This is a genomic window from Streptomyces sp. NPDC034043, assembly GCF_055575675.1.
This window is the reverse complement of sequence record NZ_JBVISF010000007.1, coordinates 104,303-130,098: the sequence shown is the minus strand read 5'-3', so window position 1 is coordinate 130,098 and position 25,796 is coordinate 104,303. Positions and strand designations below refer to the sequence as shown.

At 73.9% G+C, this 25,796-nt stretch carries 21 protein-coding genes and 1 pseudogene; 17 read left to right on the top strand and 5 right to left on the bottom strand.

The window, feature by feature from the left end; all coding sequences use genetic code 11:
• Window positions 1-29: 29 nt before the first annotated feature.
• Complete coding sequence (locus tag ACZ51S_RS19030) at window positions 30-830, bottom strand: PaaX family transcriptional regulator (protein ID WP_468802767.1); 801 nt, start codon at window positions 828-830, stop codon at window positions 30-32.
• A gap of 4 nt (window positions 831-834) precedes the next feature.
• A complete protein-coding gene (locus tag ACZ51S_RS19025; protein ID WP_468475376.1) occupies window positions 835-2,454 on the bottom strand; it encodes an AMP-binding protein in 1,620 nt (539 codons plus the stop codon).
• Between the two features lie 135 nt (window positions 2,455-2,589).
• Between ACZ51S_RS19025 and ACZ51S_RS19020 the strand changes: the two genes are divergently transcribed.
• The gene (locus ACZ51S_RS19020) at window positions 2,590-3,714 is read left to right on the top strand and encodes an acyl-CoA dehydrogenase family protein (protein ID WP_468475421.1); all 1,125 of its coding nucleotides are present in this window, start codon (window positions 2,590-2,592) and stop codon (window positions 3,712-3,714) included.
• Window positions 3,711-4,109 (top strand): RidA family protein, encoded by a 399-nt coding sequence (locus tag ACZ51S_RS19015; RefSeq protein ID WP_468475377.1) that lies wholly within the window; start codon window positions 3,711-3,713, stop codon window positions 4,107-4,109. The genes ACZ51S_RS19020 and ACZ51S_RS19015 overlap by 4 nt, the downstream gene beginning before the upstream one ends.
• A 91-nt stretch (window positions 4,110-4,200) precedes the next feature.
• Here ACZ51S_RS19015 and ACZ51S_RS19010 read toward each other — a convergent pair whose 3' ends face one another.
• Window positions 4,201-4,947 carry an SDR family NAD(P)-dependent oxidoreductase gene (locus tag ACZ51S_RS19010; protein WP_468475378.1) on the bottom strand — a complete coding sequence of 249 codons (747 nt, stop codon included), beginning with the start codon at window positions 4,945-4,947 and terminating at the stop codon, window positions 4,201-4,203.
• 103 nt (window positions 4,948-5,050) lie between these two features.
• Between ACZ51S_RS19010 and ACZ51S_RS19005 the strand changes: the two genes are divergently transcribed.
• Window positions 5,051-5,956, top strand: a complete 906-nt coding sequence (locus ACZ51S_RS19005) for a LysR family transcriptional regulator (protein ID WP_468475379.1) — start codon at window positions 5,051-5,053, stop codon at window positions 5,954-5,956.
• Between the two features lie 64 nt (window positions 5,957-6,020).
• On the opposite strand, the pseudogene ACZ51S_RS19000 reads toward ACZ51S_RS19005, so the two are convergent.
• Window positions 6,021-6,828: pseudogene (locus tag ACZ51S_RS19000) on the bottom strand (M24 family metallopeptidase); the annotation flags it as partial.
• A gap of 256 nt (window positions 6,829-7,084) precedes the next feature.
• On the opposite strand from ACZ51S_RS19000, the gene ACZ51S_RS18995 reads away from it, so the two are divergent.
• From ACZ51S_RS18995 to ACZ51S_RS18930, 14 genes are all read left to right on the top strand, one after another.
• Window positions 7,085-9,481: a collagenase gene (locus ACZ51S_RS18995; protein WP_468802766.1), complete on the top strand. Its 2,397-nt coding sequence runs from the start codon at window positions 7,085-7,087 to the stop codon at window positions 9,479-9,481.
• A gap of 94 nt (window positions 9,482-9,575) precedes the next feature.
• A complete protein-coding gene (locus ACZ51S_RS18990) occupies window positions 9,576-10,739 on the top strand; it encodes an NAD(P)/FAD-dependent oxidoreductase (RefSeq protein WP_468961509.1) in 1,164 nt (387 codons plus the stop codon).
• A 172-nt stretch (window positions 10,740-10,911) separates the two neighbouring features.
• The gene (locus ACZ51S_RS18985; RefSeq protein ID WP_388938466.1) at window positions 10,912-11,223 is read left to right on the top strand and encodes a (2Fe-2S)-binding protein; all 312 of its coding nucleotides are present in this window, start codon (window positions 10,912-10,914) and stop codon (window positions 11,221-11,223) included.
• On the top strand, window positions 11,204-12,769 hold the full coding sequence (locus ACZ51S_RS18980; RefSeq protein WP_468961508.1) for an FAD-dependent oxidoreductase: 1,566 nt from the start codon (window positions 11,204-11,206) through the stop codon (window positions 12,767-12,769). The genes ACZ51S_RS18985 and ACZ51S_RS18980 overlap by 20 nt, the downstream gene beginning before the upstream one ends.
• 75 nt (window positions 12,770-12,844) lie before the next feature.
• Window positions 12,845-13,771, top strand: a complete 927-nt coding sequence (locus ACZ51S_RS18975; protein WP_468165208.1) for a dihydrodipicolinate synthase family protein — start codon at window positions 12,845-12,847, stop codon at window positions 13,769-13,771.
• A gap of 32 nt (window positions 13,772-13,803) precedes the next feature.
• Window positions 13,804-14,808, top strand: coding sequence for a proline racemase family protein (locus ACZ51S_RS18970; protein ID WP_468475383.1), 1,005 nt, complete (start codon window positions 13,804-13,806; stop codon window positions 14,806-14,808).
• Window positions 14,805-15,824: a proline racemase family protein gene (locus ACZ51S_RS18965; RefSeq protein WP_468475384.1), complete on the top strand. Its 1,020-nt coding sequence runs from the start codon at window positions 14,805-14,807 to the stop codon at window positions 15,822-15,824. Before ACZ51S_RS18970 ends, ACZ51S_RS18965 begins: the two co-directional genes overlap by 4 nt.
• A 62-nt stretch (window positions 15,825-15,886) precedes the next feature.
• Window positions 15,887-16,813 carry an ornithine cyclodeaminase family protein gene (locus ACZ51S_RS18960; RefSeq protein WP_468961506.1) on the top strand — a complete coding sequence of 309 codons (927 nt, stop codon included), beginning with the start codon at window positions 15,887-15,889 and terminating at the stop codon, window positions 16,811-16,813.
• 56 nt (window positions 16,814-16,869) lie between these two features.
• Window positions 16,870-17,580 carry a GntR family transcriptional regulator gene (locus ACZ51S_RS18955; RefSeq protein WP_468475385.1) on the top strand — a complete coding sequence of 237 codons (711 nt, stop codon included), beginning with the start codon at window positions 16,870-16,872 and terminating at the stop codon, window positions 17,578-17,580.
• Window positions 17,581-17,817: 237 nt separating this feature from the next.
• On the top strand, window positions 17,818-19,560 hold the full coding sequence (locus ACZ51S_RS18950; RefSeq protein WP_468961504.1) for an ABC transporter substrate-binding protein: 1,743 nt from the start codon (window positions 17,818-17,820) through the stop codon (window positions 19,558-19,560).
• A 23-nt stretch (window positions 19,561-19,583) separates the two neighbouring features.
• Window positions 19,584-20,561, top strand: coding sequence for an ABC transporter permease (locus ACZ51S_RS18945; protein WP_388938480.1), 978 nt, complete (start codon window positions 19,584-19,586; stop codon window positions 20,559-20,561).
• The gene (locus ACZ51S_RS18940; protein WP_388938483.1) at window positions 20,558-21,544 is read left to right on the top strand and encodes an ABC transporter permease; all 987 of its coding nucleotides are present in this window, start codon (window positions 20,558-20,560) and stop codon (window positions 21,542-21,544) included. The genes ACZ51S_RS18945 and ACZ51S_RS18940 overlap by 4 nt, the downstream gene beginning before the upstream one ends.
• Window positions 21,544-22,566 (top strand): ABC transporter ATP-binding protein, encoded by a 1,023-nt coding sequence (locus ACZ51S_RS18935; RefSeq protein WP_468475388.1) that lies wholly within the window; start codon window positions 21,544-21,546, stop codon window positions 22,564-22,566. The genes ACZ51S_RS18940 and ACZ51S_RS18935 overlap by 1 nt, the downstream gene beginning before the upstream one ends.
• Window positions 22,563-23,576, top strand: coding sequence for an ABC transporter ATP-binding protein (locus ACZ51S_RS18930; protein WP_388938487.1), 1,014 nt, complete (start codon window positions 22,563-22,565; stop codon window positions 23,574-23,576). Before ACZ51S_RS18935 ends, ACZ51S_RS18930 begins: the two co-directional genes overlap by 4 nt.
• A gap of 92 nt (window positions 23,577-23,668) precedes the next feature.
• Here ACZ51S_RS18930 and ACZ51S_RS18925 read toward each other — a convergent pair whose 3' ends face one another.
• Window positions 23,669-25,738, bottom strand: coding sequence for a S9 family peptidase (locus tag ACZ51S_RS18925; RefSeq protein WP_468961502.1), 2,070 nt, complete (start codon window positions 25,736-25,738; stop codon window positions 23,669-23,671).
• Window positions 25,739-25,796 lie beyond the last annotated feature (58 nt).

Sequence of the window (25,796 nt, the reverse complement as noted above, 5' to 3'; positions counted from 1 at the left end):
AGTACGGCCGGGTCACCGGACCGGCGCGGCTACGGATGCACGAAGCGGGCGCCCGTGTCGCGCAGCCGGGCGTGGAGTTCGGCGAAGACCGCCGCGGCGCGGTCGCCGGGCCAGTCCGCCGGGAGCAGCTCCCGCGGCAGCCCGGGGTCGGCGTAGGGCAGTCGCCGCCAGGAGTCCAGGGCGGCCAGGTAGGCCCGGTAGGCGGCCTCGGGAGTGGGCTCGGGGCCCGTCTGGAGGGCCCGCAGGACCGGTTCGTGCCGGTCGAGGAACTCCTCGTGCTGCTTGGCCAGGGCCGTCAGGTCCCACCAGCGGCCCACCGCCTCGGCGGTCGGGGCGAAACCGAGATGCGTGCCGCGGAAGAGTTCCACGTATCCGGTCAGGTGCAGCCGCTCGAGGGTGTGCCCCGTCTCCTCGGCCAGCTGGGCGGGCGCGATCCACACGCCCGGGGCCACCGCCCCGAAGCCCAGCCGGGCCAGGCGCGAGCGCAGCAGGTGCCGCTTGTGCCGCTCCTGCTCCGGGACGGAGAAGACGGCGACCAGCCACTCCTGGGACACCGGCACGGCTCCGTAGATCCGCCGGTCCCCGTCCTCCAGCAGCAGCCGGGCCTCCTCGGAGAGCTCGTATCCGGCCGAGCCGTCCGCGGCCTTCGCGGGCACCAGGAAGCCGCGCCGCTTCAGCCGGGACACCGAGGAGCGGACGGAGGGCGCGTCGACCCCCGCCGCGCCCAGCAGGCGGACCAGCGCCGATACCGGGACGGCCCCTTCGAAGGACCGCCCGTAGGCTCCGTAGAACGTGACGATCAAAGATCGCGGAGTGTGCTGCTCGACCACGGGTTCACTCTAGATCGCGCAGCCGGAACCGCTGAAGTTTGCCGGTCGGGGTCCGCGGCAGCGCCGGCAGGAAGACGAAGGAGCGCGGGCACTTGTGCGGGGCGAGCTCCCCCTTCATGAAGGTCCGGAGGGCTTCCTCCGTCAGCACCGCGCCGTCGCGCGGCACGGTGTAGGCCACCACGACCTGCCCGCGCCGCTCGTCCGGACGGCCGATGACCGCGGCCTCCGCGACGTCCGGATGGCGCAGCAGGGCCTCTTCCACCTCGGGGCCCGCGATGTTGTAGCCCGAGGAGATGATCATGTCGTCGGCGCGGGCGACGTAGCGGAAGTAGCCGTCGGGGTCGCGGACGTAGGTGTCGCCGGTCAGGTTCCAGCCGTCCCGGACGTACTCGCCCTGGCGGGGGTCGGCGAGATAGCGGCAGCCGACCGGTCCGCGCACCGCCAGCAGCCCCGGCTCGTTGTCCGCGACGGGCCGCCCGGAGGGGTCCACCACCCGGGCCTCCCAGCCGGGGACCACCCGGCCGGTGGTACCGGGGCGGATGTCCTCGTCGGCGGCGGAGATGAAGATGTGCAGCAGTTCGGTGGCCCCGATGCCGTTGATGATCCGCAGCCCGGTGCGCTCGTACCAGGCCTGCCAGGTCGCGGCGGGCAGGTTCTCGCCGGCCGAGACGCAGCGGCGCAGCGCGGACAGGTCGTAGGCGCCCGTGTCGTAGGGGCCCAGGGTGTCCAGCATCGACCGGTACGCGGTGGGCGCGGTGAACAGCACCGTGACCCGGTGCTCGGCGAGCGCCGGCAGCAGCGTCCGGGGCGTGGCCCGCTCCAGCAGCAGCGCGCAGGCGCCGGCGCGCAGCGGGAAGACGACCAGCCCGCCGAGGCCGAAGGTGAAACCGAGCGGCGGACTGCCGGCGAACACGTCGTCGGGGCGGGGCCGCAGGACGTTGCGGGAGAAGGTGTCGGCGACGGCGAGGAGGTCGCGGTGGAAGTGCATGCAGCCCTTGGGACGCCCGGTGGTCCCGGAGGTGAAGGCGATCAGCGCGACGTCGTCGGCGGAGGTGTCGACGGCGGGGTAGGGCGCGGAGTGCGCCTCGGCGAGCCGCAGCAGGTCGTCTGCGCCCGTGCCGCCGTACGGGGTGATCCGCAGTCCGGGTACCCGGGCCCGGGCGAGGTCGTCGAGGGCGCTCACATGGCACAGGGCGTGCCGTACCTGGGCCATGGAGCACACCGTGGCCAGTTCCTGGGCGCGCTGCTGGGCCAGGACGGTGACGGCCACCGCGCCCGCCTTCATCACGGCCAGCCAGCAGGCCGCGAGCCAGGGGCCGGTGGGCCCGCGCAGCAGCACCCGGTTGCCGGGGACGACGCCGAGGTCGATGGTGAGGACGTGGGCGAGGGCGTCGACGCGCTCACGGAGTTCCCCGTACGACCACACCCCGCCGGCGCCGTCGCGGAAGGCGGGCCGGTCCGCCCCGAAGCGCTCGACGGTGGCGTCGAGCAGTTCGGCGCCGCAGTTCAGCCGGTCCGGGTAGGCCAGTTCGGGCAGCTCGAACAGGAGCTGCGGCCAGTCGTGGGCGGGCGGCAGGTGGTCGCGGGCAAAGGTGTCGGCGTGAGCGGATGGCTTGAGCTCCAAGGCGGTTACGCCCCCTTGCGACGTCCGGATTTTTGGGGTGGAGCCGGCCGTGCGAATGCCTTCCGAGCGTATCGTGATGGTGACGGCAGTCAACAGGACGCGATAAGAGTGTCGACAGGACTTGGGGGCATGCGGATGGCCGGCTTCGCGCTCGCGGCGGAACAAGAGGAATGGTGCGGCCGGTTGCGCGCCCTGGCGCGCGACCGGCTCAGGCCGCTCGCCGAGAAGGGCGAGCCCGGACGGGTGAACCGGCCCCTGCTGGCCGAGCTGGGAGAACTGGGCCTGCTGGAGCGGGTCTTCGCCTCGGGTGCGCTGGAGCTGTGCCTGCTGCGGGAATCCCTCGCCTACGGGTGCACGGAGGCGGAGACGGCCCTGGCCCTCCAGGGGCTCGGGGCCCACCCGGTGCTCCGGTCGGGCAGCACGGCCCAGCGGGAACGGTGGCTGCCGGGGGTCCGGGCGGGACGGCACGTGGCGGCCTTCGCGCTGAGCGAGCCCGGAGCCGGCTCCGACGCCGCGGCCCTCGCCCTGGCGGCGGCCCCGGACGGGCCGGGCTGGCGGCTGACGGGGACCAAGTGCTGGATCTCCAACGCTCCCGAGGCCGACTTCTACACCGTCTTCGCCCGTACGGGCGAAGCCCCCGGAGCGAAGGGCATCACGGCCTTCCTGGTCCCCGCCGACCGCCCGGGGCTGACGGGGGAGGCCCTGGAGATGCTCTCCCCGCACCCGATCGGCTCGCTCGCCTTCGACGGCGTACCGGTCGGCCGCGAGGACGTACTCGGCGAGCCCGGTCAGGGGTTCCGCGTCGCGATGCAGACCCTGAACCTCTTCCGGCCCAGCGTGGGCGCCTTCGCGGTCGGCATGGCGCGGGCCGCCCTCGACGCGACGCTGGCCCACACGGCGGGCCGGACCGCCTTCGGCGGGGTGCTCGCCGACCTCCAGGCGGTGGCGCACCGGGTGGCGGAGATGGCCACCCGCACCGAGGCCGCCCGGCTGCTGGTGTACGCGGCGGCCGGGGCGTACGACAGCGGCGCGCCGGACGTCCCCGGCCGCGTCGCCATGGCCAAGCTCCTCGCGACCGAGACGGCCCAGTACGTGGTGGACCACGCCGTACAGCTGCACGGCGCGGCCGCCCTGCGCCGGGGCCACCTGCTGGAGCACCTCTACCGCGAGGTGCGCGCGCCCAGGATCTACGAGGGGGCGAGCGAGGTGCAGCGCACCATCATCGCCAAGGAGCTCTACCGGGGGGTGGCGGCGCGATGAGCCCCGAGCGCCTCAACCCGCCGGAGCTGTCCCCGGCCACCGGCTTCTCCCACGCCGTGTCGGCCACCGGGTCGCGGATCGTCTTCCTGGCCGGCCAGACCGCGCTGGACGGCTCCGGGAAGGTGGTCGGGCAGACCCTGCCGGAGCAGTTCGAGCGCGCCCTGGCCAACCTGCTGGCCGCCCTCGCGGCGGCCGGCGGCGTCCCGTCCGACCTGGCCCGGGTGACGGTGTACGCCGTGGACGTGGAGGCGTACCGCGCGCACGCCGCCGAACTGGGCCGCGTCTGGCGCCGCCTCGCGGGCCGTGACTACCCGGCGATGGCGGTGGTCGGGGTGGTCCGCCTCTGGGACACCGAGGCCCAGCTGGAACTGGACGGGATCGCGGTGCTCCCGTAAGCGCGCCGCCCGCCGCCCGCGCCGCCCGCCGCCCGCGCCTCCGGCCGGCGGCCGGGTTGCCCGCCGGAGGCGCGGGCGCCCGCGGCGGGGGTCAGGGGCGGCCGGTGACGTGGCCGCCGTCCACGCGCAGCGCGTGGCCGGTGACGAACTCGGCTCCCGCCAGGTACAGCACCGCCTCGGAGATCTCGGAAACCTCGCCGATCCGGTTCAACAGAGCGAGCCCGCCGAAGGAGTCCACCTCGGTACCAGCGTGCAGCGGCGTGCGGATCACCCCCGGCGCGACGAGGTTGACGCGGATGCCGTCCGCCGCCAGCTCGGCGGCCAGGCTCGTCGTCAGCGCGTGCACACCGGCCTTGCTGACGATCGGGGCGGAGCAGGGGAAGCCTGCGACCGCGTGGTCCACCAGCACGGTGCCGATGTTGACGATGCTGCCGCCCCGGCCCTGGGCGCGCAGGGCCCGCACCACGGCCTGGGTGGTGAGGTACGTGCCCTTGAGGTTGCCGGTGAGGAACCCGTCGAGCTGCTCCTCGGTGACCTCGGTGAAGGGCGTGGAGGCGAAGGTGCCGGCGTTGTTGACCAGGACGTCGACGCGGCCGAAGCGCTCCAGCGCGGTGCGCACGAGCAGCTCGCCGGTCTCCTTCGCCGCGATGTCGCCCGCCGCCCACGCGGTGCGCTCGGGCTGTCCCAGTCCGGCCGCGGCCTTGGCGAGGCGGTCGCGGTCGCGGCCGCCCAGGACCACGTTGGCCCCGTCGGCGAGGAAGGCCCGGGCGATGTCCAGGCCGATACCGCTGGAGGATCCGGTGATCAGGGCGGTGCGGCGGGTCGTGGTGTCGGTCATGTCCGTGGTGCCTTTCGGTCGGCTCGGTGGAGACACCAGAAACGTATGAGCCGTCAATCGATAACACCACGACGGAAATTGGAGCATGGGATAATCCAGCGTTATGGATGTGGACCTGCGGGACCTGGAACTCCTCGACGCCACCGCCGAGACGGGCTCGTTGACCGCGGCCGCCGAGCGGCTCTACGTCAGCCAGCCCGCCCTGAGCCAGCGGCTGACCCGGCTGGAGGACCGGCTGGGAATGCGGCTGTTCGACCGGCGGGGCCGCCGCCTGGTGCCCAACGCGGCCGGCCGCCGGATGCTCGTCACCGCCCGCCGCATCCTGGGCGAGCTGGAGTCGGCCACCCGCGACCTGCGGGACATCCGCGACGGCCGCGAACGGCGGGTGCGCTTCGCCGCCCAGTGCAGCACCACCTTCCCCTGGCTGCCGCCCGTACTGCGGGCCTTCCGGGAACGGGAGCCGGACATCGAGGTGAGGATCGGGACCGTCCCCGACGACGCCCCCATCCCGGCCCTGCTCGAGGACGAGATCGACGTGGCGCTCATCACCAAGCCGGACGCGCGGATGGACCGGGTGACCCTGACCCGGCTCTTCGAGGACGAGATGGTGGCGGTGGTGCCCGACGGTCACCCCTGGGCGGGGCTCCCGCACCTGACCGCCCGTGACTTCGACGGCGCGGACCTCGTCCTCTACGACGTCTACGACCAGAGGCGCATGCCCGCCGAGCCGCTGCCGATCCCCGCCGGGGCCCAGCCCGGCCGGGTCACCACCATGCCGGTGGTGACCGATCTGGTGGTCGAGATGGTGGCGGGCGGCCAGGGGGCGGCGGTGCTGCCGAACTGGGTGGCCGCCCCGTACGCGTCCTCGCACGGCCTGGCCCTGGTCCGGATCGGCGAACGGCCGCTGACCCGGACCTGGTTCTGCGCCACCCGGCCGGGTCCCCACCCGCCGCACCTGGAGAGCTTCGTGGAGGAACTCCTGACCCGCCTCAGGGCTCCCGGGCCATGACCGGCGGGCGTCCGGCACGGAGGCGATGACCGGCGCCGGTCCGGCAAGGCCGTCCGTACGGGGCTCAGCGGGCGTCCAGCAGGGCGCCCGTCCATTCCTCGATGCCCGCCACCGTGCGCGGCAGGGCGCCCGGCATCAGGCGGGCGCCGTCGGCCGTGATGACCGGGTCGTCCTCGATGCGCACCTGATGCCCCGCGGTTCGGCCGGGAGCGTCTCGTCGTCCGGCTGGAGGTAGAGCCCGGGTTCCGCCGTGAGGACCTGGCCCTCCTCCAGCACCCCGTCGAGGTACGTCGCGGCCCGCGCCTTCGCGCAGGTCGAGCCCGGCATGTGCCCGCTGCCGCACAGGGCGTACCGCCGGTACAAGTCGCCCTCCGGGTCCTTGAGGATCCCCCACTCCGCGAGACCCTCCGCGATGACCCGCATCCCGGCCCGGTGGAGGCCCCGGAAGCCGGCTCCCGGCCGCAGTGCGGCGATGCCGGCGTCCTGGGCGGCGAGCGCCAGCTCGTAGACCTGCCGCTGCATGGGGGAGAACCGGCCCGACAGCGGGAGGGTGCGGGTGATGTCGGCCGTGTGGAGGGTGCCGGTCTCCACGTCCGCGTCCAGCAGCAGCAGTTCGTCGCGGGCCGGGGACCCGAGGGTGTCCAGGCGGGCGCAGCGGACGCCGGTCAGCCGCTCGGCCTCCGCCAGGTCCGGGCGGCGTCCCACCCAGAACTCGCCGTAGCGGCGGTCCCGGTAGAACTCCTCGTCGCCGTGGGCCCCGGGGCGAGCGGGGGGCGCAGGTACAGGACCGCCTCGTGGCCCTGCGGTCCGGCCGGCTCCAGCACCAGGACGCGGCCCGCCTGGTCCTCGCCCGTCAGCCGACGGTGTGGCCGCCCAGTTCTCCGCCATGAAGCAGGACAACTCCGCTGAAACCGGGAGGTCGTGGCTGCCGGCGCTCAGGGGGCAGGGGGCGTCGGTCGCGGGGACCCCCTCAAGAAGTACTGAACTGGTGTGCGCCTAGGTCTTGCCAGTGCAATTTCACATTACTATGTTACAGCTCACACCGCGGCACGTTAATCCCCGTCAAACGCCGTGTGACGCAGGGCAGTTCGCACCTTTCCCCCACCTCCCTCCCAACAGGAGTCATCGGTGTTCCAGCACAGAGCTGTGCGTACGTCTCTCCTCTCCGCCGCCGTGGCGGTCACCCTCCTCGCCACCGCCGGCCAGGCCTCGGTCCAGGCCGCCGCCCCGGCCGCCCCGGCCGCACCGGCCACCACCTTCTCCGCCGGAGCGCGGGGTGCGACCGCCACGGCGCCCAACCCCTTCGACGAGGTCGACCGGCTGGCCGACGCCAAGCCGCTCACCCCGGCGCCCGCCCCGGCCCCCGGCGGCAAGGCCGTCACCGACGGCCGGGTCCCGGGCGCCGCCCCGGCCGTGGAGGCCCCGGGCTCCACCGCGAGCGCCGAACGCGCGGAGAAGAGCCGTGAGTCCGCCCTGACCGCGCCGACCGCGAAGAGCGTCGCCGCGGGCGTCCCCTGCACCCTCGACGGGATCAAGAACCTCACCCCGGAGCAGTTCGCCGACTTCCTCGCCGACCAGGCCGTCACCGCCGACGGCTGTCTGCGCGGGCTGATCTGGACCTGGGACGCCCGCCTGGCGCCCGTCATGTCCGACGCCCACGTGCAGGCCGTCGCCCGCCGCATATCCAGCCTGGCCGCCGCCCACGACGGCCGTAACTCCTCGCACCTGGAGGAGATGTTCACCTACCTGCACGCCGTCGCCTACCACGACTTCTCCCGTGACGAGATCGACGTCACCGACGCCCCCACCGTCGCCGCGATCCGCCAGGCCATCGACGCCTTCGGCAACGCCGCGCGGACCTTCGACGTCACCCCCTCCAACGCCCGCACCCTGCGCGAGGCCCTGTACTCCGCCGGACCGGGCCTGCGCCACCACCAGCTCGGCCTGGTCAAGAAGGTCCTGGCCACCATGGACCCGGCGCACCCGGCCACCCACCTCGACGCCGGCTGGGCGGGCGCCGTCCTCGCCGCCCTGTCCACCAACTACCTGGGCGTCTACCCGGGCAACCAGGACACGGCCTTCCACGCGGCGGTCGCGGGGGACGCCTCGTACCGCGCCGCCTTCAAGGCCTTCGCCGGCTACACCCACCTGAAGGGCACCGGCAACGCCTGGGTGGCGCGCGACGCCCTCAGCGAGTACGCGCGCTTCGGCCAGGTCGAGGGGCTGCGGGACCAGGTCGTCGCCGACCTCGGCACCATGCTGGAGCCCGCCAAGTCCGGCCTCGGCACTGAGGCCTGGGCGAAGATCGTCTCCTGGCTCAACTTCTACGAGGCCTGCAAGCCGTACGGGGTGTGCAAGGAGGACATCGAGAAGCAGATCTTCCCGTACACCTACACGTACGACAACGGCGCCATCAAGGTCCGCACCGGCCTCGACAAGACCACCGTCGACCAGCTGTACTACGCGAGCAAGCAGGTCAAGACCCAGTTCCACCGCGTGCTCGGCACGGACCAGCCGCTCGCCGGCGACCCGAACAGCACCCTCAACATCGTGCTCTACGGCTCCCGCGCCGACTACGAGAACTACCACCCGATCCTGACGGGCTACGACACCAACAACGGCGGCATCTACATCGAGAACGGCGCCACCTTCTACACCTACCAGCGCCGCGTCCCGCAGGACTCCTCCCTGACCCTCGAGGAGCTCTTCCGCCACGAGTACACGCACTACCTCAACGGCCGCTTCGCCGTCCCCGGCTTCTTCGGCCAGGGCCCCTGGTACGAGGGCGACCGCACCACCGCCATGGACGAGGGCACCGCCGAGTTCTTCGACGGCGCCACCCGCGACAACGGCATCGCCGTCCGCAAGTCCCTGGTCAAGAGCATCATCAACGACACCGCCGGCGGCGGCCCCCGCATGACCGTCGAGCAGCTGCTGAACGCCACCTACGACGGCGACGGCTTCCGCTTCTACAGCTACGCGGGCACCTTCTTCGAGTTCCTGTGGACCGAGAAGCCCTCGCTGCTGCGCGAGATGTACCGCCACCTGCGGGCCAACGACGTCGCCGGCTACGACGCGTGGCGCCACCGCCTGGGCGCGGACACCTACCTCCAGCGCGACTACGACCGCTTCCTGGACGCCCAGATCGCCAAGGTGGACCAGCTCTTCGTGCCGAACACCACCTTCACGCCGAACGAGCGGCTGCGCGACGCGGCCCTCTCCTCGGTGAAGTCCTCCTTCGCGGCCGCCACCTACAACACCCCGGACTGCGTGGAGAACGGCGACCCCGGCAAGCGCCGCTTCACCTGCACGGGCCGGATCACCGCGAACCTGAAGAACTGGCGCAGCGAGGACCAGAACTTCAAGGACATGTCCGAGACGGTCGACTACTTCATCCTCGACCGGGCGGGGGCGGCGTCCAACAACCTGGCCGACATGAACTGCTCCTTCGGCCCGCTGGAGATCTGGAGCAACAAGACGGCGGCCACCGCCTCCTACAGCTGCGAAGGCCCGCTCCGCAGCTGACACACGTCCGGCCGGCCCCGCACCTGACGGGGGGCGGGGCCGGCCGGGCACACCACCCTAGGCACCCTCAAAAGAATGTGACATATTACTGACCATGGACGTCGTGATCATTGGCGCCGGCGTCGTCGGAGCCGCGTGCGCGTACTACGCGACCCGCTCCGGTCTCTCCGTGGCGGTGGTGGACCGGGGGCCCGTCGCCGGCGGCACCACCGGCGCCGGGGAGGGCAACCTGCTCGTCTCCGACAAGGAGCCGGGCCCCGAGCTCGACCTCGCCCTCCTCTCGACGGAGCTCTGGCGCGACCTCCGCGCCGGACTCCCCCGAGCGGTCGAGTACGAACCCAAGGGCGGCCTGGTCGTCGCCCCCGACCCGGCGACCCTCAAGGCCCTGCGCGTCTTCGCCGAAGGCCAGCGCGCCGCGGGGGTCATCGCCGACGAGGTGGGACCGGACGCCCTCCACGACCTGGAGCCCCACCTGGCCCCGGACCTGGCGGGCGGCTTCCACTACCCCCAGGACGCCCAGGTCCAGCCCGCCCAGGCGGCCGCCCACCTCCTGGCCGCCTCGGGCGCCACCCTGTACCTGGGCGAAGAGGTCACCGGACTCCTGGTGGAGTCCGGGAGGGTCCAGGGGGTGCGCACCTCCCGGCGCACCCTCAGGGCGCCGGCCGTGGTCAACGCGGCGGGCACCTGGGCCGGTGCCCTCGCCTCCCTGGCCGGCACGACCCTCCCCGTCCGTCCCCGCCGGGGCTTCGTACTGGTCACCGAACCCCTGCCCCGCGTGGTCCGCCACAAGGTCTACGCGGCCGACTACATCGCAGACGTGGCCAGCGACTCGGCGGCCCTCCAGTCCTCGGCCGTGGTGGAGGGCACCCCCTCCGGCCCGGTCCTCATCGGTGCCACCCGCGAACGCGTCGGCTTCGACCGCACCCTTTCCGCCGAGGCCCTGCGCCGCCTGGCCTCCCAAGCGGCGGCCCTGTTCCCCGTACTCGCGGACGTCAAGGTGATCCGTACCTACCACGGCTTCCGCCCCTATCTCCCGGACCACCTCCCGGCCATCGGCCCCGACCCCCGGGTGCCGGGGCTCCTCCACGCCTGCGGCCACGAGGGCGCGGGCATCGGCCTGGCCCCGGCCACGGGCCTCCTGATCGCCGCCGCCCTCACCGGCACCGAACCCCGCCTCCCCCTCGCCCCCTTCCGCCCGGACCGCTTCCCGCGGACGCCGGAGCCGCCGGGGGCGGGGTGGGACGCCGTCCGGGACTGACCCGGCACGCACCCGGCGCGCCGTCCGGTCGCGGCGGTGTCCCGACCGGGCGGCGGCCATCGAAGGCCGCCCCGTACGACACCCCGCCCCGGCGCCGCCCCGGCCCGCCCCCAGCCCCCGCAGCCCCGCCCCACCCGCCCGGCCAGGGCGACCGCACCCCGAGGAGACCCTGATGCGCAGCCCCCGCGAGCTGGTGGGCGGCAGCCCGGCGGCCGCCCACCCGATCAGCTTCGACGGCCGCGAACTCCCGGCCCAGGAGGGCCAGTCCATCGCCGCCGTCCTGTGGTCCGCCGGGATCCTCGCGTGGCGCACCACCCGTGAGGGCGGCGCCCCCCGCGGGGCCTTCTGCGGGATCGGCGCCTGCTACGACTGTCTCGTCACCGTCAACGGCCGCCCCAACCAGCGGGCCTGCCTCGTCCCCGCCCGTCCCGGAGACACCGTCACCACCCAGGAGGGCACCGGCCATGCCGACCTCGCCGTCTGACCGCGCCACCCCCGCCGGCGCGGGGGCAGCCGCCGACCTCGCCGACCTCGCCGACCTCGCCGTCATCGGCGCCGGCCCCGCCGGGCTGGCCGCCGCCGTCACCGCGGCCCGCCTCGGCTTGCGCGTCGTCCTCCTCGACGCCGCCGACCGCCCCGGCGGCCAGTACTACCGCCACCCCGCCCCCGCCCTCGGCGCAGCCCGCCCCCAGGCCCTGCACCACGGCTGGCGGGCCTTCGCCACCCGCGAAGCCGCCCTGCGCGCCCACGAGGCGGCGGGCCGCGTCACCTACCTCCCCGGGCACCACGTCTGGACGGTGGTCCCCGCACCCGCCGGCACCTGGACCCTGCACGCGGTGGCCGGCCACGGTCCCGACGAGGCGCCCGCGACCCGGCACGCCCGCCACGTCCTCCTCGCCACCGGCGCCTACGAACGGCAGCTGCCCTTCCCCGGCTGGACGCTGCCCGGGGTCGTCGGCGCCGGCGGAGCGCAGGCCATGCTCAAGAACAACCTCGTCCTGCCCGGCCGCCGCGTCGTCGTCGCCGGATCGGGCCCCCTCCTCCTCGCCGTGGCCGGCTCCCTCGCCGCCGCCGGAGCCGCCGTGCCCGCCGTCGTCGAGGCCGCCTCCTACACCGCGTACGCCCCCCGGACCCCGGCCCTGCTGCGCAACCCCGCCAAACTCGCCGAAGGCGCCACGTACGGCCGCGCCCTGCTGCGCCACGGCATCCGTCTGCTGACCCGGCACGCCGTCACCGAGGCGCACGGCACCGGCCGGGTCGAGGCGGTCACCGTCACCCGGCTCGACGAGGACTGGCGCCCCCTGCCCGGCACCGCCCGCCGGATCCCCTGCGACGCCCTCGCGGTGGGCCACGGCCTGGTTCCGCAGCTGGAGCTGGCCACCGGACTCGGCTGCGCCACCCGCCGCTGCCCCGACGGCACGGCCGCCCTGGAGCTGGACGCGGCGCAGCGCACTTCCGTCCCCGGCGTCTGGTCGGCGGGCGAGACGGGGGGCATCGGCGGCGCCGAACTGGCGCTCGCCGAAGGGGAGATCGCCGCCCACGCGATCGCCGGACGGCCCGTTCCGGCCGCCCTGGTCCGCCGTCGCGCCCGGCTGCGCGCCTTCGCCGACGCCATGGCCGCCGCCCACCGCCCCGGCCCCGGCTGGACCGGCTGGCTGCGCGAGGAGACCGACGTGTGCCGTTGCGAGGAGGTCCCGGCGGGCCGGATCCGCGAGGCCGCCCGGGACCTGGGCGCGCGGGACGCCCGTACGGTCAAACTGCTCACCCGGGCCGGTATGGGCTGGTGCCAGGGCCGGATGTGCGGTCCGGCCGTGGCCGCCCTGGCGGGGGAGTCCCCCGCACCGGACCGGCGCCCGCTGTCCTGCCCGGTTCCGCTGCGCCACCTGGCCGGCCTGGAGCGGACGGCCCCGCAAGACGCCCCCCCGGGCGGGCCCACGTCGGACGGGTCCGCGTCGGACGGGTCCCCCTCGGACGGCTCTCCCTCGGGCGGGCCTCCTCCTAGCGGCCAACTTCCCGCCCCCGGCCGCTGATCGGTCCCCCCGGACCCTTGTGGCCACCTCACACCCGCTAGTAAAATGTCACACACCACACTAGGGAGCCCCCTCATGAACCACGCGCCCACCCCCGCGCCCCGCCCCGACACCCGCACCCGCCCCTGGCACGGCATCATGGTCGCCACCGCCCTGCCCCTGCGCGCCGACCTCACCGTCGACTACGACGCCTACGCAGAACACGTCGCCTGGCTCATCGCCAACGGCTGCGACGGCGTCGTCCCCAACGGCTCCCTCGGCGAGTACCAGACCCTCACCGACGAGGAGCGCGCCCGCGTCGTCCGCACCGCAGTCGAGGCCGCCGGCGACGGTGCCCGCGTCATGCCCGGCGTGGCCGCGTACGGCAGCGCCGAGGCCCGCCGCTGGGCCGACCAGGCCGCCGAGGCCGGAGCGGGCTCCGTCCTGCTCCTGCCCCCCAACGCCTTCCGCGCCGACGAGGAGACCGTACGCGCCCACTACGCGGAGGTCGCCGGCTCGGGCCTGCCGGTGGTCGCGTACAACAACCCGTACGACACCAAGGTGGACCTGACGCCCTCCCTCCTCGCCCGCCTGCACGCCGACGGCAGCATCGTCGCCGTCAAGGAGTTCAGCGGCGACGTCCGCCGGGCCTACGAGATCGCCGAACTCGCCCCCGGCCTCGACCTGCTCATCGGCGCCGACGACGTCCTGCTCGAACTGGCCCTCGCGGGCGCCGTCGGCTGGATCGCCGGCTACCCCAACGCCCTGCCGCAGTCCTGCGCCACCCTGTACCGGGCCGCCGTCGCCGGCGACCTCGCCACCGCCCTGCCGCTCTACAAGTCGCTGCACTCCCTGCTCCGCTGGGACTCCAAGACCGAGTTCGTCCAGGCCATCAAGCTCTCCATGGACCTCGCCGGACGCCCCGGCGGCGCCACCCGCCCGCCCCGCTTCCCGCTCACCGGGGAGACCGAGGCCGCCGTGCGCGCCGCCACCGAGAAGGCCCTGGCCGAAGGACTCAACTAGGTCCCCCGGAGGGGACGACGGAGGGAACCGGAATGCGCACGCGCCACATCTACCACGCGGTGGACTCCCACACCGAGGGCATGCCCACCCGGGTGATCACCGGGGGAGTCGGGGTGATCCCCGGCGCCACCATGGCCGACAAGCGGCTCCACTTCATGGAGCACATGGACCACGTCCGTACCCTGCTCATGTACGAGCCGCGCGGCCACGCGGCGATGAGCGGCGCCCTCCTCCAGCCCCCCACCCGGCCCGACGCCGACTTCGGCGTGCTCTACATCGAGGTGTCGGGCCTGCTGCCCATGTGCGGGCACGGCACGATCGGGGTGGCGACGGTCCTGGTCGAGACCGGCATGGTCCCGGCCGTCGAGCCGGTCACCACGGTCCGGCTCGACACCCCGGCCGGACTGGTGAGCGTCGACGTACGCGTCGAGGACGGTGCCGCCACCGCCGTCACCCTCACCAACGTCCCCTCCTTCTGCGTGGGCCTGGACCTGAAGGCCGAGGTCCCCGGCTTCGGCACGGTCACCTACGACCTCGCCTACGGCGGCAACTTCTACGCCTTCGTCGAACTCGACGCCCTCGGGCTCCCCTTCGACCGGGCCCGCAAGGACGACCTGATCGCGGCCGGGCTCGCGGTCATGGACGCGGTCAACGCGGGCCCCGACCGCCCCGTGCACCCCGAGAACCCCTCCATCGCCGGGGTCAAGCACGTCTACCTCGCCGCCCCCGGCTCCGACGCCCGCCGCTCCCGGCACGCCATGGCCATCCACCCCGGCTGGTTCGACCGCTCGCCCTGCGGTACGGGGACCAGCGCGCGCATGGCCCAGCTGCACGCCCGGGGGCTGCTGCCGCTCGGCACGGACTTCGTCAACGAGTCCTTCATCGGCACCGAGTTCACGGGCCGGCTCGTCGGCGGGACCACGGTCGGCGGACACCCGGCCGTGGTCCCCACCGTCACCGGCCGGGCCTGGATCACCGGCACCGCCCAGTACTTCCTCGACCCGACCGACCCCTTCCCCGGAGGGTTCCTGCTGTGACCGCCGTCCGCACCACCGACTACCACACGGCGGGGGAGCCCTTCCGCATCGCCGACACCGCCGCCGACGGGATGCCCCCCGTCCCGGGGGACACCGTCGCCGAGCGCTGCGCCACGGCCATCGGCCCCGGAGGCTCCGGGACCGCGCCGCGCCGGGGCCCGCTGGACGACGTACGGCGGATGCTCGTACAGGAACCGCGCGGGCACGCCGGGATGTACGGCGGGTTCGTCGTGCCCCCGGACGACGACGGGGCCCACCTCGGGGTGCTCTTCTGGCACAAGGACGGCTACTCCACCGCGTGCGGCCACGGCACCATGGCGCTCGGCGCCTGGGCCGTGGACACCGGGCGGGTCGCCGCCCCCGACGACGGGGACGCCCAGGTGCGCATCGACGTACCGTCGGGCCGGGTCACGGCCACCGTCCACCGGGCGCAGGGCCGCACCACCGGGGTCACCTTCCGCAACGTCCCGGCCCGGGTCGCCGCCCGCAAGGTCCCGGTCGCCACCACCCTCGGCATCGCGGAGGTGGATATCGCGCACGCCGGGGCCTGCTACGCCTCCGTCGCCGCACGCGACCTCGGCCTGGAGGTCACCCGGGCCGCGCTGCCGTCCCTGGTGCGCGCCGGGCGGGAGATCCGCGCCGCGCTGGCCACCCACCCCGCGGCCTGGCACCCGGGCGGGCCGCTGCTGTCGGGCGTCTACGGGGTGATCCTCCACGAGGAGCTGCCCGACACCCCCTTCGGGCCGCACCAGCGCAACGTCACCGTCTTCGCCGACGGGCAGACCGACCGCTCGCCCTGCGGCTCCGGCACCTCCGCCCGGCTCGCGCTGCTGGCGGAGGACGGCCGGCTCGGGGCGGGGGAGGACCTGCTGCACGAGTCGGTGACCGGCACCGTCTTCACCGGGAGGATCCTGGGGGACGGGGTCACCGAGGTCACCGGTACGGCCTACCGCACCGGCGAGCACCTCTTCACCGCCGACCCGTACGACGCCCTCGGCGCGGGCTTCCTGCTGTGACGCCCCCGCCCGCCCCGGCCGGGGGCGCCGGAGCCCCGCTCCGGCAGTTCGGCGCCGGGGATATGGCCCGCCTGCTCACCCCGGCGGCCGCCGTCGACGCCCTGGCCGGTGCCCTGCGCGCCGGTCTGGATCCGGAGGCCTGCCCGCAGCGCACCGGCGTCCCCGTCCCGGCGGGGGAGCTGCTGCTGATGCCGGCGGCCACGGGCTCGTACGCCGGGGTGAAGATCGCCGGGGTCGCGCCCGCCAACCCCGCGCGGGGGCTGCCCCGGATCACCGGCAGCTACCTCCTCCTGGACGGCCCGACCCTGTCCCCGCTGGCCCTGCTCGACGGCGCGGCCCTGACCGCCCTGCGCACCCCGGCGGTGTCCGCGCTCGCCCTGCGCCATCTGGCCCCGGAGGGGCGGCCGCTGCGGCTGCTGCTCTTCGGCTCCGGCCCGCAGGCGTACGGCCACCTCGAAGCGGTGCTCGCCGTCCGGGAGCTGGCCGGGGCGGTGGTCGTAGCCCGGGGCGCGGAGGGCGCCGCCCGGCTGGCCGCGCACGCCCGGTCCCTCGGGGTCGCGGCCCGCACCGGTACGGGCACCGCCGAGGAGGTGGCCGGAGCCGATCTGATCCTGTGCTGCACGACCGCCCGGGAGCCGCTGTTCGACGGACGGCTGGTCGCCCCGGGAGCGGTGGTCGTCGCCGTCGGCTCGCACGAGCCGGACGCCCGGGAGACGGACACCGCCCTCGTGCGACGCGCGGCGGTGTACGTCGAGTCGCGCGCGGCGGCGCTGCGCGAGGCGGGGGACCTGCTGGTGCCGGAGGCCGAGGGGGCGATCGGGCCCGGTCATATCAGCGGTACCCTCGCCGACCTGGTGAGGGGCCGCGATCCGCTGACGGGGCGGCCGAGTTGTCCCCAGCTCTTCAAGAGCGTGGGCATGGCCTGGGAGGATCTGGCGGTGGCGGTGGCGATCTACCGGGCGGCGACCGGGGACAGCGGCGAAACGTGACATTGTACGCTGTTCCCCTGCCCGTCGCTGGTGTGCGGGGTCTCGGAGGAAGAGCAATGGGTGACCTGAAGCAGCACAGTCTCATCAAGGCGCAGGAGCGGCTCCGCGACCAGGTCGGCCATGCCCTCCGGGCCGCCCTGATAGCGGGCGAACTGCGCCCCGGCAGCGTGTACTCGGCGCCCGGCCTGGCCGCCGAGCTCGGCGTCTCCGCCACCCCGGTCCGCGAGGCCATGCTCGACCTGGCCCGTGAGGGCCTGGTGGAGCCGGTCCGCAACAAGGGCTTCCGGATCACCGAGGTCAGCGAGCGCGACCTGGACCAGTACACCGAACTGCGCACGATGATCGAGGTCCCGACCATCGGCAAGATCACCAAGGTCGCCACGGCCGAGCAGCTGGAGGCCCTGCGCCCCGTCGCGGAGGAGATCGTCAGCAGCGCCCGCGAGCACAACCTCATCGGCTACCTGGAGGCCGACCGCCGCTTCCACCTCGGCCTGCTCGCCCTCGCGGGCAACGAGCGCCTGGTCGAGACCGTAGGCGACCTGCGCAAGCGGTCCCGGCTGTACGGCCTCACGGGCCTGGACGAGGCCGGCAAGCTGGTCTCCTCCGCCGAGGAGCACATCGAGCTGCTCGACCTGATGCTCTCCGGCGACGCGGAGGCCGCCGAGGCCTGCATGCAGCGCCACCTCGGTCACGTCCGCTCACTCTGGGCCCAGGGCCGCGACGAACCCGTGGGCCGCACACCGGGCGTGCTCGGCTCGGGCGTCTGAGCCGGGGCCGGCCCCGGCGTCCGACGCGGCATCCCAGGCGATCCGACCCCGCGTCACGCAGGGGCTGAACACGTACGGCCCCAGGGCCCGGACCTTCGGGTCCGGGCCCAACTCGCGTTCACCCAACGGGTTTTGGACACGGCTGGATAACGGCGGCGACAACCCCTTGTCAGTGCAATTTCACATTACTATGTTACCGGTCACACCCTAAAGCGCGGCCCTTCCCTGGAGTGACCCATGACCAAGCGCACCCAGCTCACCCTCGCCACCGCCCTGGTGGCGACGCTCGTACTCGGCGCCTCGGGCTGCTCCGGCACCAAGAAGGGCCCCGCGGCCGGCGGCGCGTCCAACCCGGCCACCGCCAACGAGGGGAAGGTCCTCGGCGGCACCCCGGTCAAGGGCGGCACCCTCACCGTCCTGTCCAACCAGGACTTCTCCCACCTCGACCCCGCCCGCAACTGGGTCATGCCGACCATCGACTTCGGGACCCGGCTGCTCTACCGCACGCTCGTCACCTTCAAGGCCGAGCCCGGCAAGGCGGGGAGCGAACTGGTCCCCGACCTCGCCACCGACCTCGGCACCCCCTCCAACGGGGGCCGCACCTGGACCTTCACCCTCAAGGAAGGCGTCAAGTACGAGGACGGCAGCCCCATCAAGGCCCAGGACATCAAGTACAACGTCGAACGCTCCTTCGCCCCCGACCTCACCGGCGGCCCCGACTACGCGGCCCAGTACCTGGCCGGCACCGAGGGCTACAAGGGCCCCCTCCAGGGCCAGCACCTCGACTCCGTGAAGACCCCCGACGACCGGACGATCGTGTTCGAACTCAAGCGCCCGGTCGCCGAGTTCTCCGCCACCGCCACCCTGCCGACCTTCGCGCCCGTCCCCCAGGCCCAGGAGAAGGGCACCCAGTACGACGCCCGCCCCTTCTCCTCCGGCCCCTACAAGATCGAGACGTACGACCGCGACAAGAAGCTCGTGCTCGTCCGCAACGAGCACTGGGATCCGAAGACCGACACCGTCCGCAAGGCCTACCCCGACAAGTTCGTGGTGGTCATGGGCCTCAAGGGCGGTCAGATCGACGACCGGATCATCGCCGGCGAGGGCGCCGACGCCTCCGCCGTCCAGTACTCCGACATGCGCCCCGAAAGCGCCCCCAAGGTACTGCCCAAGCCGGACGTCAAGGCGCGCCTGCTCGCCGAGTCCCAGGGCTGTACCGAGATGCTCCACCTGAACAACTCCCGCGCCCCCTTCAACGACCCCAAGGTCCGCGAGGCCATGCAGTACGCGATCGACAAGGAGGCCGTCATCACCGCGAGCGGCGGCCCCGCCCTCAACGAGACGGCCACCGCCTACCTGCCCCCGGCCCTGTCCGGCGGCAAGCAGGCCGACACCCTCAAGATCGCCCCGTCCGGCGACCCCGCCAAGGCGAAGGAACTCCTCAAGACCGCCGGCAAGGAGAGCCTGAAGGTCTCCCTGGCCGTCTCCACCGGCGACAAGGGCAAGGCCGAGGCCATCCAGCAGGGCCTGTCCCGCGCCGGCGTCGAGGTCGTCATCGACACCGTCGACCCGGGCGCCTACTACGACGTCATCGGCGACCTCTCCACCACGCCCGACATGACCCTCACCGGCTGGTGCCCCGACTACCCCTCCGGCTCCACCTGGATCCCCTTCGTCTTCGACGGACGCACCATCAAGGACAAGGGCAACCAGGGCAACTACAGCCAGTTCCGCGACGAGGCCGTCATGAAGCGGATCGACGAGATCAACGCCATGGCCGACGCCAAGCAGGCCAACCAGGCCTGGATCGACCTAGACGCGGAGATCATGAAGAAGTCCCCGTCCGTCCCCGTCATGCTCAAGCGCAAGCCGCTGCTCGTCGGCCCCAACATCGCCGGCGCCTACGGCCACCCCGTCTGGACCGGCACCATCGACTACGCGACCGTCGGCCTCAAGGACCCCTCGAAGAGCCAGGGCTGAGGCGGCCAGGGACCCACAGCGCCATGACCACCACCGCACCGGCGTCCGGAGCCCCGGCCCCCGACGCCCCACCGCCCGGAGCACCGGCCAAGGACCTCCCCCCGGGCAGCAGCCCCTGGCAGCTCGCCCGGCGGGAACTGGGCCGCCGCCCCGCCGTCCGCGTCAGCGCCGCCGTCGTCCTCCTCTTCGTCCTGATGGCCGCCACCGCCCCCTGGCTGGGAGCGCTCGGCGGCTGGTCCCCCGAGGAGTTCGACAAGAGCGCCGTCGACCCCTACCTCGGCGGCCTCCCGCTCGGCTCCCTCGGCGGGATCAGCCCCGAGCACTGGCTCGGCGTCGAACCCGTCACCGGACGCGACCTGTTCGCCCGCGTCGTCCACGGCGCCCAGGTCTCCCTGCTCATCGCCTTCGCGGCCACCGCCATCGTCGTCCTCGCCGGAACCGCCGCCGGCATCGCGGCCGGCTACTTCGGCGGCCGCACCGACGCCGTCCTGTCCCGGCTGATGGACCTCACCATGTCCTTCCCCTCGCTGATCTTCATGATCGCGATGCTGTCGGTGGCCAAGGACGTCAACCGCATCGCCTTGATGACCGCCGTCATCGGGCTCTTCGGCTGGCCCGGAGTCGCCCGCGTCGTCCGGGGCCAGACCCTCTCCCTCAAACACCGCGAGTACGTCGACGCCGCCCGCGTCGGCGGATCGAGCGCCTGGCGCATCCTGACCCGCGACATCCTCCCGGGCGTCGCCGCCCCCGTCATCGCCTACACCACCCTGCTCATCCCCGGCATGATCAGCACCGAGGCCGCGCTCAGCTACCTCGGCGTCGGGGTCCGCCCGCCCACCCCGTCCTGGGGCCAGATGATCGCCGAGTCCGTGGCCTTCTACGAGACCGACCCGATGTACTTCGTCATCCCGAGCGTCTTCCTCTTCCTCGCGGTCCTCGCCTTCACCCTCCTCGGCGACGCCCTGCGCGACGTCCTCGACCCGAGGGGCGGCCGCAGTTGATCCTCTACCTCCTGCGCCGCCTCGTCGCCCTGGCCGGCGTGCTCCTCGCCATCGCGGCCGTCACCTTCCTCATCTTCTACGTCCTGCCCTCCGACCCGGCCGCCGCCGCCTGCGGCAAGACGTGCAGCGCCGAACGACTGGCCGACGTACGCGCCCACCTGGGCCTCGACCAGCCCCTGTGGCGGCAGTTCGCCGACTTCCTCACCGGCATCTTCACCGGCCGCACCCTCGGCTCCGGCCAGTACGCCGTCCAGTGCGACTTCCCCTGCCTGGGCTACTCGTACGAGAACTCCCTGCCGGTCTGGGACCTGCTGATGGACCGGCTCCCGGTCTCCGCCTCCCTCGCCGTCGGCGCCGCCGCGCTCTGGCTCCTGCTGGGCCTCGGCGCCGGCGTGACCGCCGCCCTGCGCAAGGACACCGCCACCGACAAGGCCCTGATGGTCGGCGCGGTCGCCGCGGCCTCCCTGCCCGTCTACTTCACCTCCGTCATGCTCATCTACGGGGTCATCCGCACCGCCGGACTGCTGCCCTACCCCAGCTACCAGCCCTTCACCGACGACCCACTCGGCTGGGCCGCGAACCTGCTGCTGCCCTGGACCGCGCTCGCCCTGCTCTACGCCGCCATGTACGCCCGCCAGAGCCGCGGCTCGATGATCGAGGCGATGGCCGAGCCGTACATCCGCACCGCCCGCGCCAAGGGCATGCCCGAGCGCACGGTCGTCGTCAAACACGGGCTGCGCTCCGGCATGACCCCGATCCTCACCATCTTCGGCATGGACCTCGGCGGCCTGCTCGCCGGAGCCGTCATCACCGAGTCCATCTTCGGGCTCCCCGGCGTCGGCAGGCTCTTCTACGGAGCCCTCGTCAGCTCCGACCAGCCCGTGGTCCTCGGCGTCACCCTGCTCGCCGCCTTCTTCATCGTCGTCGCGAACCTCGCCGTCGACCTCCTGTACGCCGTCATCGACCCGAGGGTGAGGTACTGATGACCACCCCGCTGCTCGAAGTGCGCGACCTGTGCGTCACGTTCACCACCCCGCGCGGCACCGTACGCGCCGTCGACTCGCTCGGCTTCACCGTCGAGGCGGGCCGCACCCTCGGCATCGTCGGAGAATCCGGATCGGGGAAGTCCGTCACCTCCCTCGCCGTCATGGGCCTGCACCGCACCGGCGCCGAGGTCAGCGGCTCCGTCACCCTCGCCGGGCAGGAGCTCACCGGCCTGCCCGAGAAGGAACTGGCCAAGGTGCGCGGCCGCAGGATGGCCATGATCTTCCAGGACCCGCTGTCCAGCCTGCACCCCTACTACACCGTCGGCGAGCAGATCGCCGAGCACTTCCGCGTGCACTTCAAGGCCGGACGGGCCGCCGCCCGCAAACGCGCCGTCGACATGCTCGGCGAGGTGGGCATCCCCGAACCGGCCCGCCGGGCGGGGGAGTACCCGCACCAGTTCTCCGGCGGCATGCGCCAGCGCGCGATGATCGCCATGGCCCTCGCCTGCGAACCCGACCTGCTCATCGCCGACGAGCCCACCACCGCCCTCGACGTCACCGTCCAGGCGCAGATCCTCGAACTGATCGCCCGCCTCCAGGAGGAACGCGGCCTCGGCGTCGTGATGATCACGCACGACCTGGGCGTGGTGGCCCGCGTCGCCCACGAGGTGCTGGTCATGTACGGCGGCCGGGCCGCGGAACAGGCCCCCGCGGACGCCCTGTTCGCCGACCCCGCCCACCCCTACACCCGGGGCCTGCTCGACTCCCTGCCCCGCCTCGACAGCGCCGACGACGTCCCGCTGCCCTCCATCCCCGGCTCCCCGCCGTCGCTGCTCAACCGCACCCCGGGCTGCGCCTTCGCTCCCCGCTGCCCCCGGGCCGCCGCCGGCCCGCCGCAGGAGCGCGAGCGCTGCGCGGCCGAGCTGCCCGAGCTGCTCCCGTACGGGTCCCCGGCCCGGACGGCCGCCTGCCACTTCGCGGGCTCCGCCCCCGCCCCCACCCCGGAGGTGTCCCGATGACCGCCCCGGCCGCCCGCCAGGACCGGGCCGCACGGCCGGACGACCCGGCCGGGCCCCTGCTCTCCGTACGGGACCTGACCATGACCTTCCCCGGCAAGCGCTCGCTGACCGGGCGCCGGGCGGCACCCGTACGGGCCGTCGACGGGATCTCCTTCGACCTGGAGGCGGGCCGCACCCTCGGCCTCGTCGGCGAGTCCGGCTGCGGCAAGTCCACCACCGGCCGGATGCTGGTGCGGCTGCTGGAACCCACCTCCGGCAGCGTCTCCTTCGACGGCCGGGACATCAGCCACCTCTCCCAGGGCGAGCTGAGGCCCCTGCGCAGGAACATCCAGATGGTCTTCCAGGACCCCCACTCCTCCCTCAACCCCCGCCAGACGGTGGCCCGGATCATCTCCGACCCGCTGATGGTGCAGGGCTGGAGCGCGGCGGACGCCCGCCGCCGGGCCGCCGAGCTGATGGAGCTGACCGGGCTGATCCCCGAGCACATCGACCGCTACCCGCACGAGTTCTCCGGCGGCCAGGCCCAGCGCATCGGCATCGCCCGCTCGCTCGCCACCAGCCCCCGGCTGGTCATCGCCGACGAACCGGTCTCCGCCCTCGACGTCTCCGTCCAGGCGCAGATCGTCAACCTGATGGAACGGCTGCGCGCCGAACTGGGCCTGGCCTACGTGTTCATCGCGCACGACCTGTCGGTCGTCAAGCGGGTCAGCGACCGGGTGGCGGTCATGTACCTCGGCCGGATCGTCGAGATCGGGGACAAGAAGTCCCTCTACGAGAACCCGCAGCACCCCTACACCCGGGCGCTGCTGTCCGCCGTACCGCTGCCCGACCCGGCGGCGGAGCGGCGGCGTGAGCGGATCGTGCTGCTCGGCGACCCGCCGAGCCCGGCCGCCCCGCCCCCGGGATGCACCTTCCATCCGCGCTGCCCCCTGGCGCAGGAGATCTGCCGCACCGAGCGGCCGACGCTGCGGCTCGTCGCCTCGCGCGAGGTGGCGTGCCACCTGGCGTAGGCGGCGGGGTCCCGGGTGACCGACGGGACCGCGGGAGGGGGAGGGGCCCCGGGGACGACGAAGTCCCCGGGGCCCCGCGCCGTTCGCGCCGCTCAGCCGGCCGGGCCCAGCTCGCGGCGGAAGAACTCCAGCTCCAGCGCCATGATCTTCTCCCGTGCCCCGCCCGGGGTCATGTGCGTGACGCCGGGCAGCGCCAGCAGCTGGTGCGGGCGCCCGGCGTCGGTGAGGGCCCTGGACAGGCGCAGGGTGTGGGAGGGGTGGACGTTGTCGTCGGCCAGGCCGGTGACGAGCAGCAGCGGCCGGACCAGCGCGGGCGCGTCGGGGATCAGGGAGTCACGCTCGTACACCCGCGGGTTCTCCCGCGGGAGTCCGAGGTAGCGCTCGGTGTACGCGGTGTCGTAGTGCCGGAAGTCGGTCGGCGCGGCCCCGGCGGCCGCCGCGTGGAAGACGTCCGGGCGGCGCAGCACGGCCATGGCCGCCAGGTAGCCGCCGTACGACCAGCCGCGCACCCCGACCCGGCCGAGGTCGAGGTCGCGGTGGCGCTCGCCGAGCGCCCGCAGCGCCGCGACCTGGTCCTCGAGGGTGACCTCGGAGAAGCCCCGGTACATGGCGTGGGTGAAGGCGGGCGAGACGTACGGGGTACCCCGGTTGTCGACGGTGACCACGGCGAAGCCCTGGTCGGCCCACCACTGGCGGTGTTGCCAGCGGCGCGGCTCGGCGCACACGTCCTGGAAGCCGGGTCCGCCGTAACCGTCCACCAGGACGGGCAGCTTCCGGCCGGGGACATGGCCGCGGGGCAGCACGAGCGCGCTCGGGACCCCGTGTTCGGTGACCCGCTCCAGGACCGGTTCCACCCGGTACGGCAGCGGCGCGGACAGATCGGCGGGGCTGGACTCCCGGCCGTCGGGGGTGCGTACGGTGCGCCGGATCCCCCCGGCGCCGGCGCCGGTGAGCAGCAGCGCCCCGGAGGCCGCGGCGGACACGGAGTGCACCCCGGGACCGTCGGCGAGCGGGGTCAGCGCACCGCTGTCGGGGTCCAGCAGCAGCACCTGCTGCTCGGCGGGGTCGCGCTGCCCGGCCTCGATCAGCAGCAGGCCTTGGTGCAGGCCGGCCACCCGGCGGACCTGTATCCCGTCACCGGTGAGCGGCTTGCCGTCGACGGCGAGGGCGCGCGCGGCCCCGCCGGGGGTGTCGGTGGCGGTGAGCATCCGGCCGTCGGGCAGCCGGGCCGGGGTGCCGGGCACGAGCGGGTCCACCCACTGGGGGTGCGTGGTCCGGGAGAGTTCGGTGGTGCGGCCGGTGGCCGGGTCGGCGCTCAGCAGCAGCACGTTGCGCTGGAGCCGGTCCTGGACGGTCAGCAGGATCTCCGTCCCGGAGTCCCAGCCCGCGTCGGAGACGTAGGGGAAGGCCTCGGCGTCCCAGTCGAGCCGGACCCGGCCGCCGTCCGGGCCGAGCACCCAGAGCTGCACGTCGGCGTTGGGGCCGCCCGCCTCGGGGTACGCGAAGTCCTCGGCCGGGAGCTCCGGGTGCGCCGGGTCGGTGAAGTGGCGGCGCTGGAGGGCGCTCTCGTCGACGCGGGCGGCGAGCAGGGTGACCCCGTCGGGGGACCACCAGTGGCCCCGGGTACGCCCGAGTTCCTCGGCGGCGGCGAACTCCGCGACGCCCCAGCGGGCTCCGTCGGCGGGGCTGGCGCGGCCGCCCGGGTGGACGTACAGGGCGTCGTCCGTGACGTACGCGATGCGGGAGCCGTCGGTGTTGGGGCGGGGGTCCAGGGCGGGGCCGGCGGTGGGGACCGGCGAGGGCGTGCCGGTGCCGTCGCAGGTGACCTCGTACAGCTTTCCGTAGAGCGGGAAGACGGCGTGGCGGCCGTCGCCGGTGAGGGCGTACGAGCCGATCCCGGCGGCGACGAGCCGGGTGCGCTCGCGCAGCCGGCGCTCGGCGACGGGGAGCGGGCCGGGCTCGGGGGAGAGCGCGCGCGGGTCGGCGAGCCGGGTTTCGGTGCCGGTGGCGGTGTCGAGGATCCAGAGGCTCTCCAGGGGGTCGGTGGGGCCCGTGGAGCGCAGGAACCAGAGGAGGCGGCCGTCGTCGCCGAAGGAGAACGCCCGGGGGGAGCCGTACGTGAACCGGGCCGTGTCGGCGGAGAGCCTGAGGAAGTCATCCATGATCCCCATTGTGGCATGTACAATGTCACATGGTATAGGCCGTTCGAGTGGTGGACCT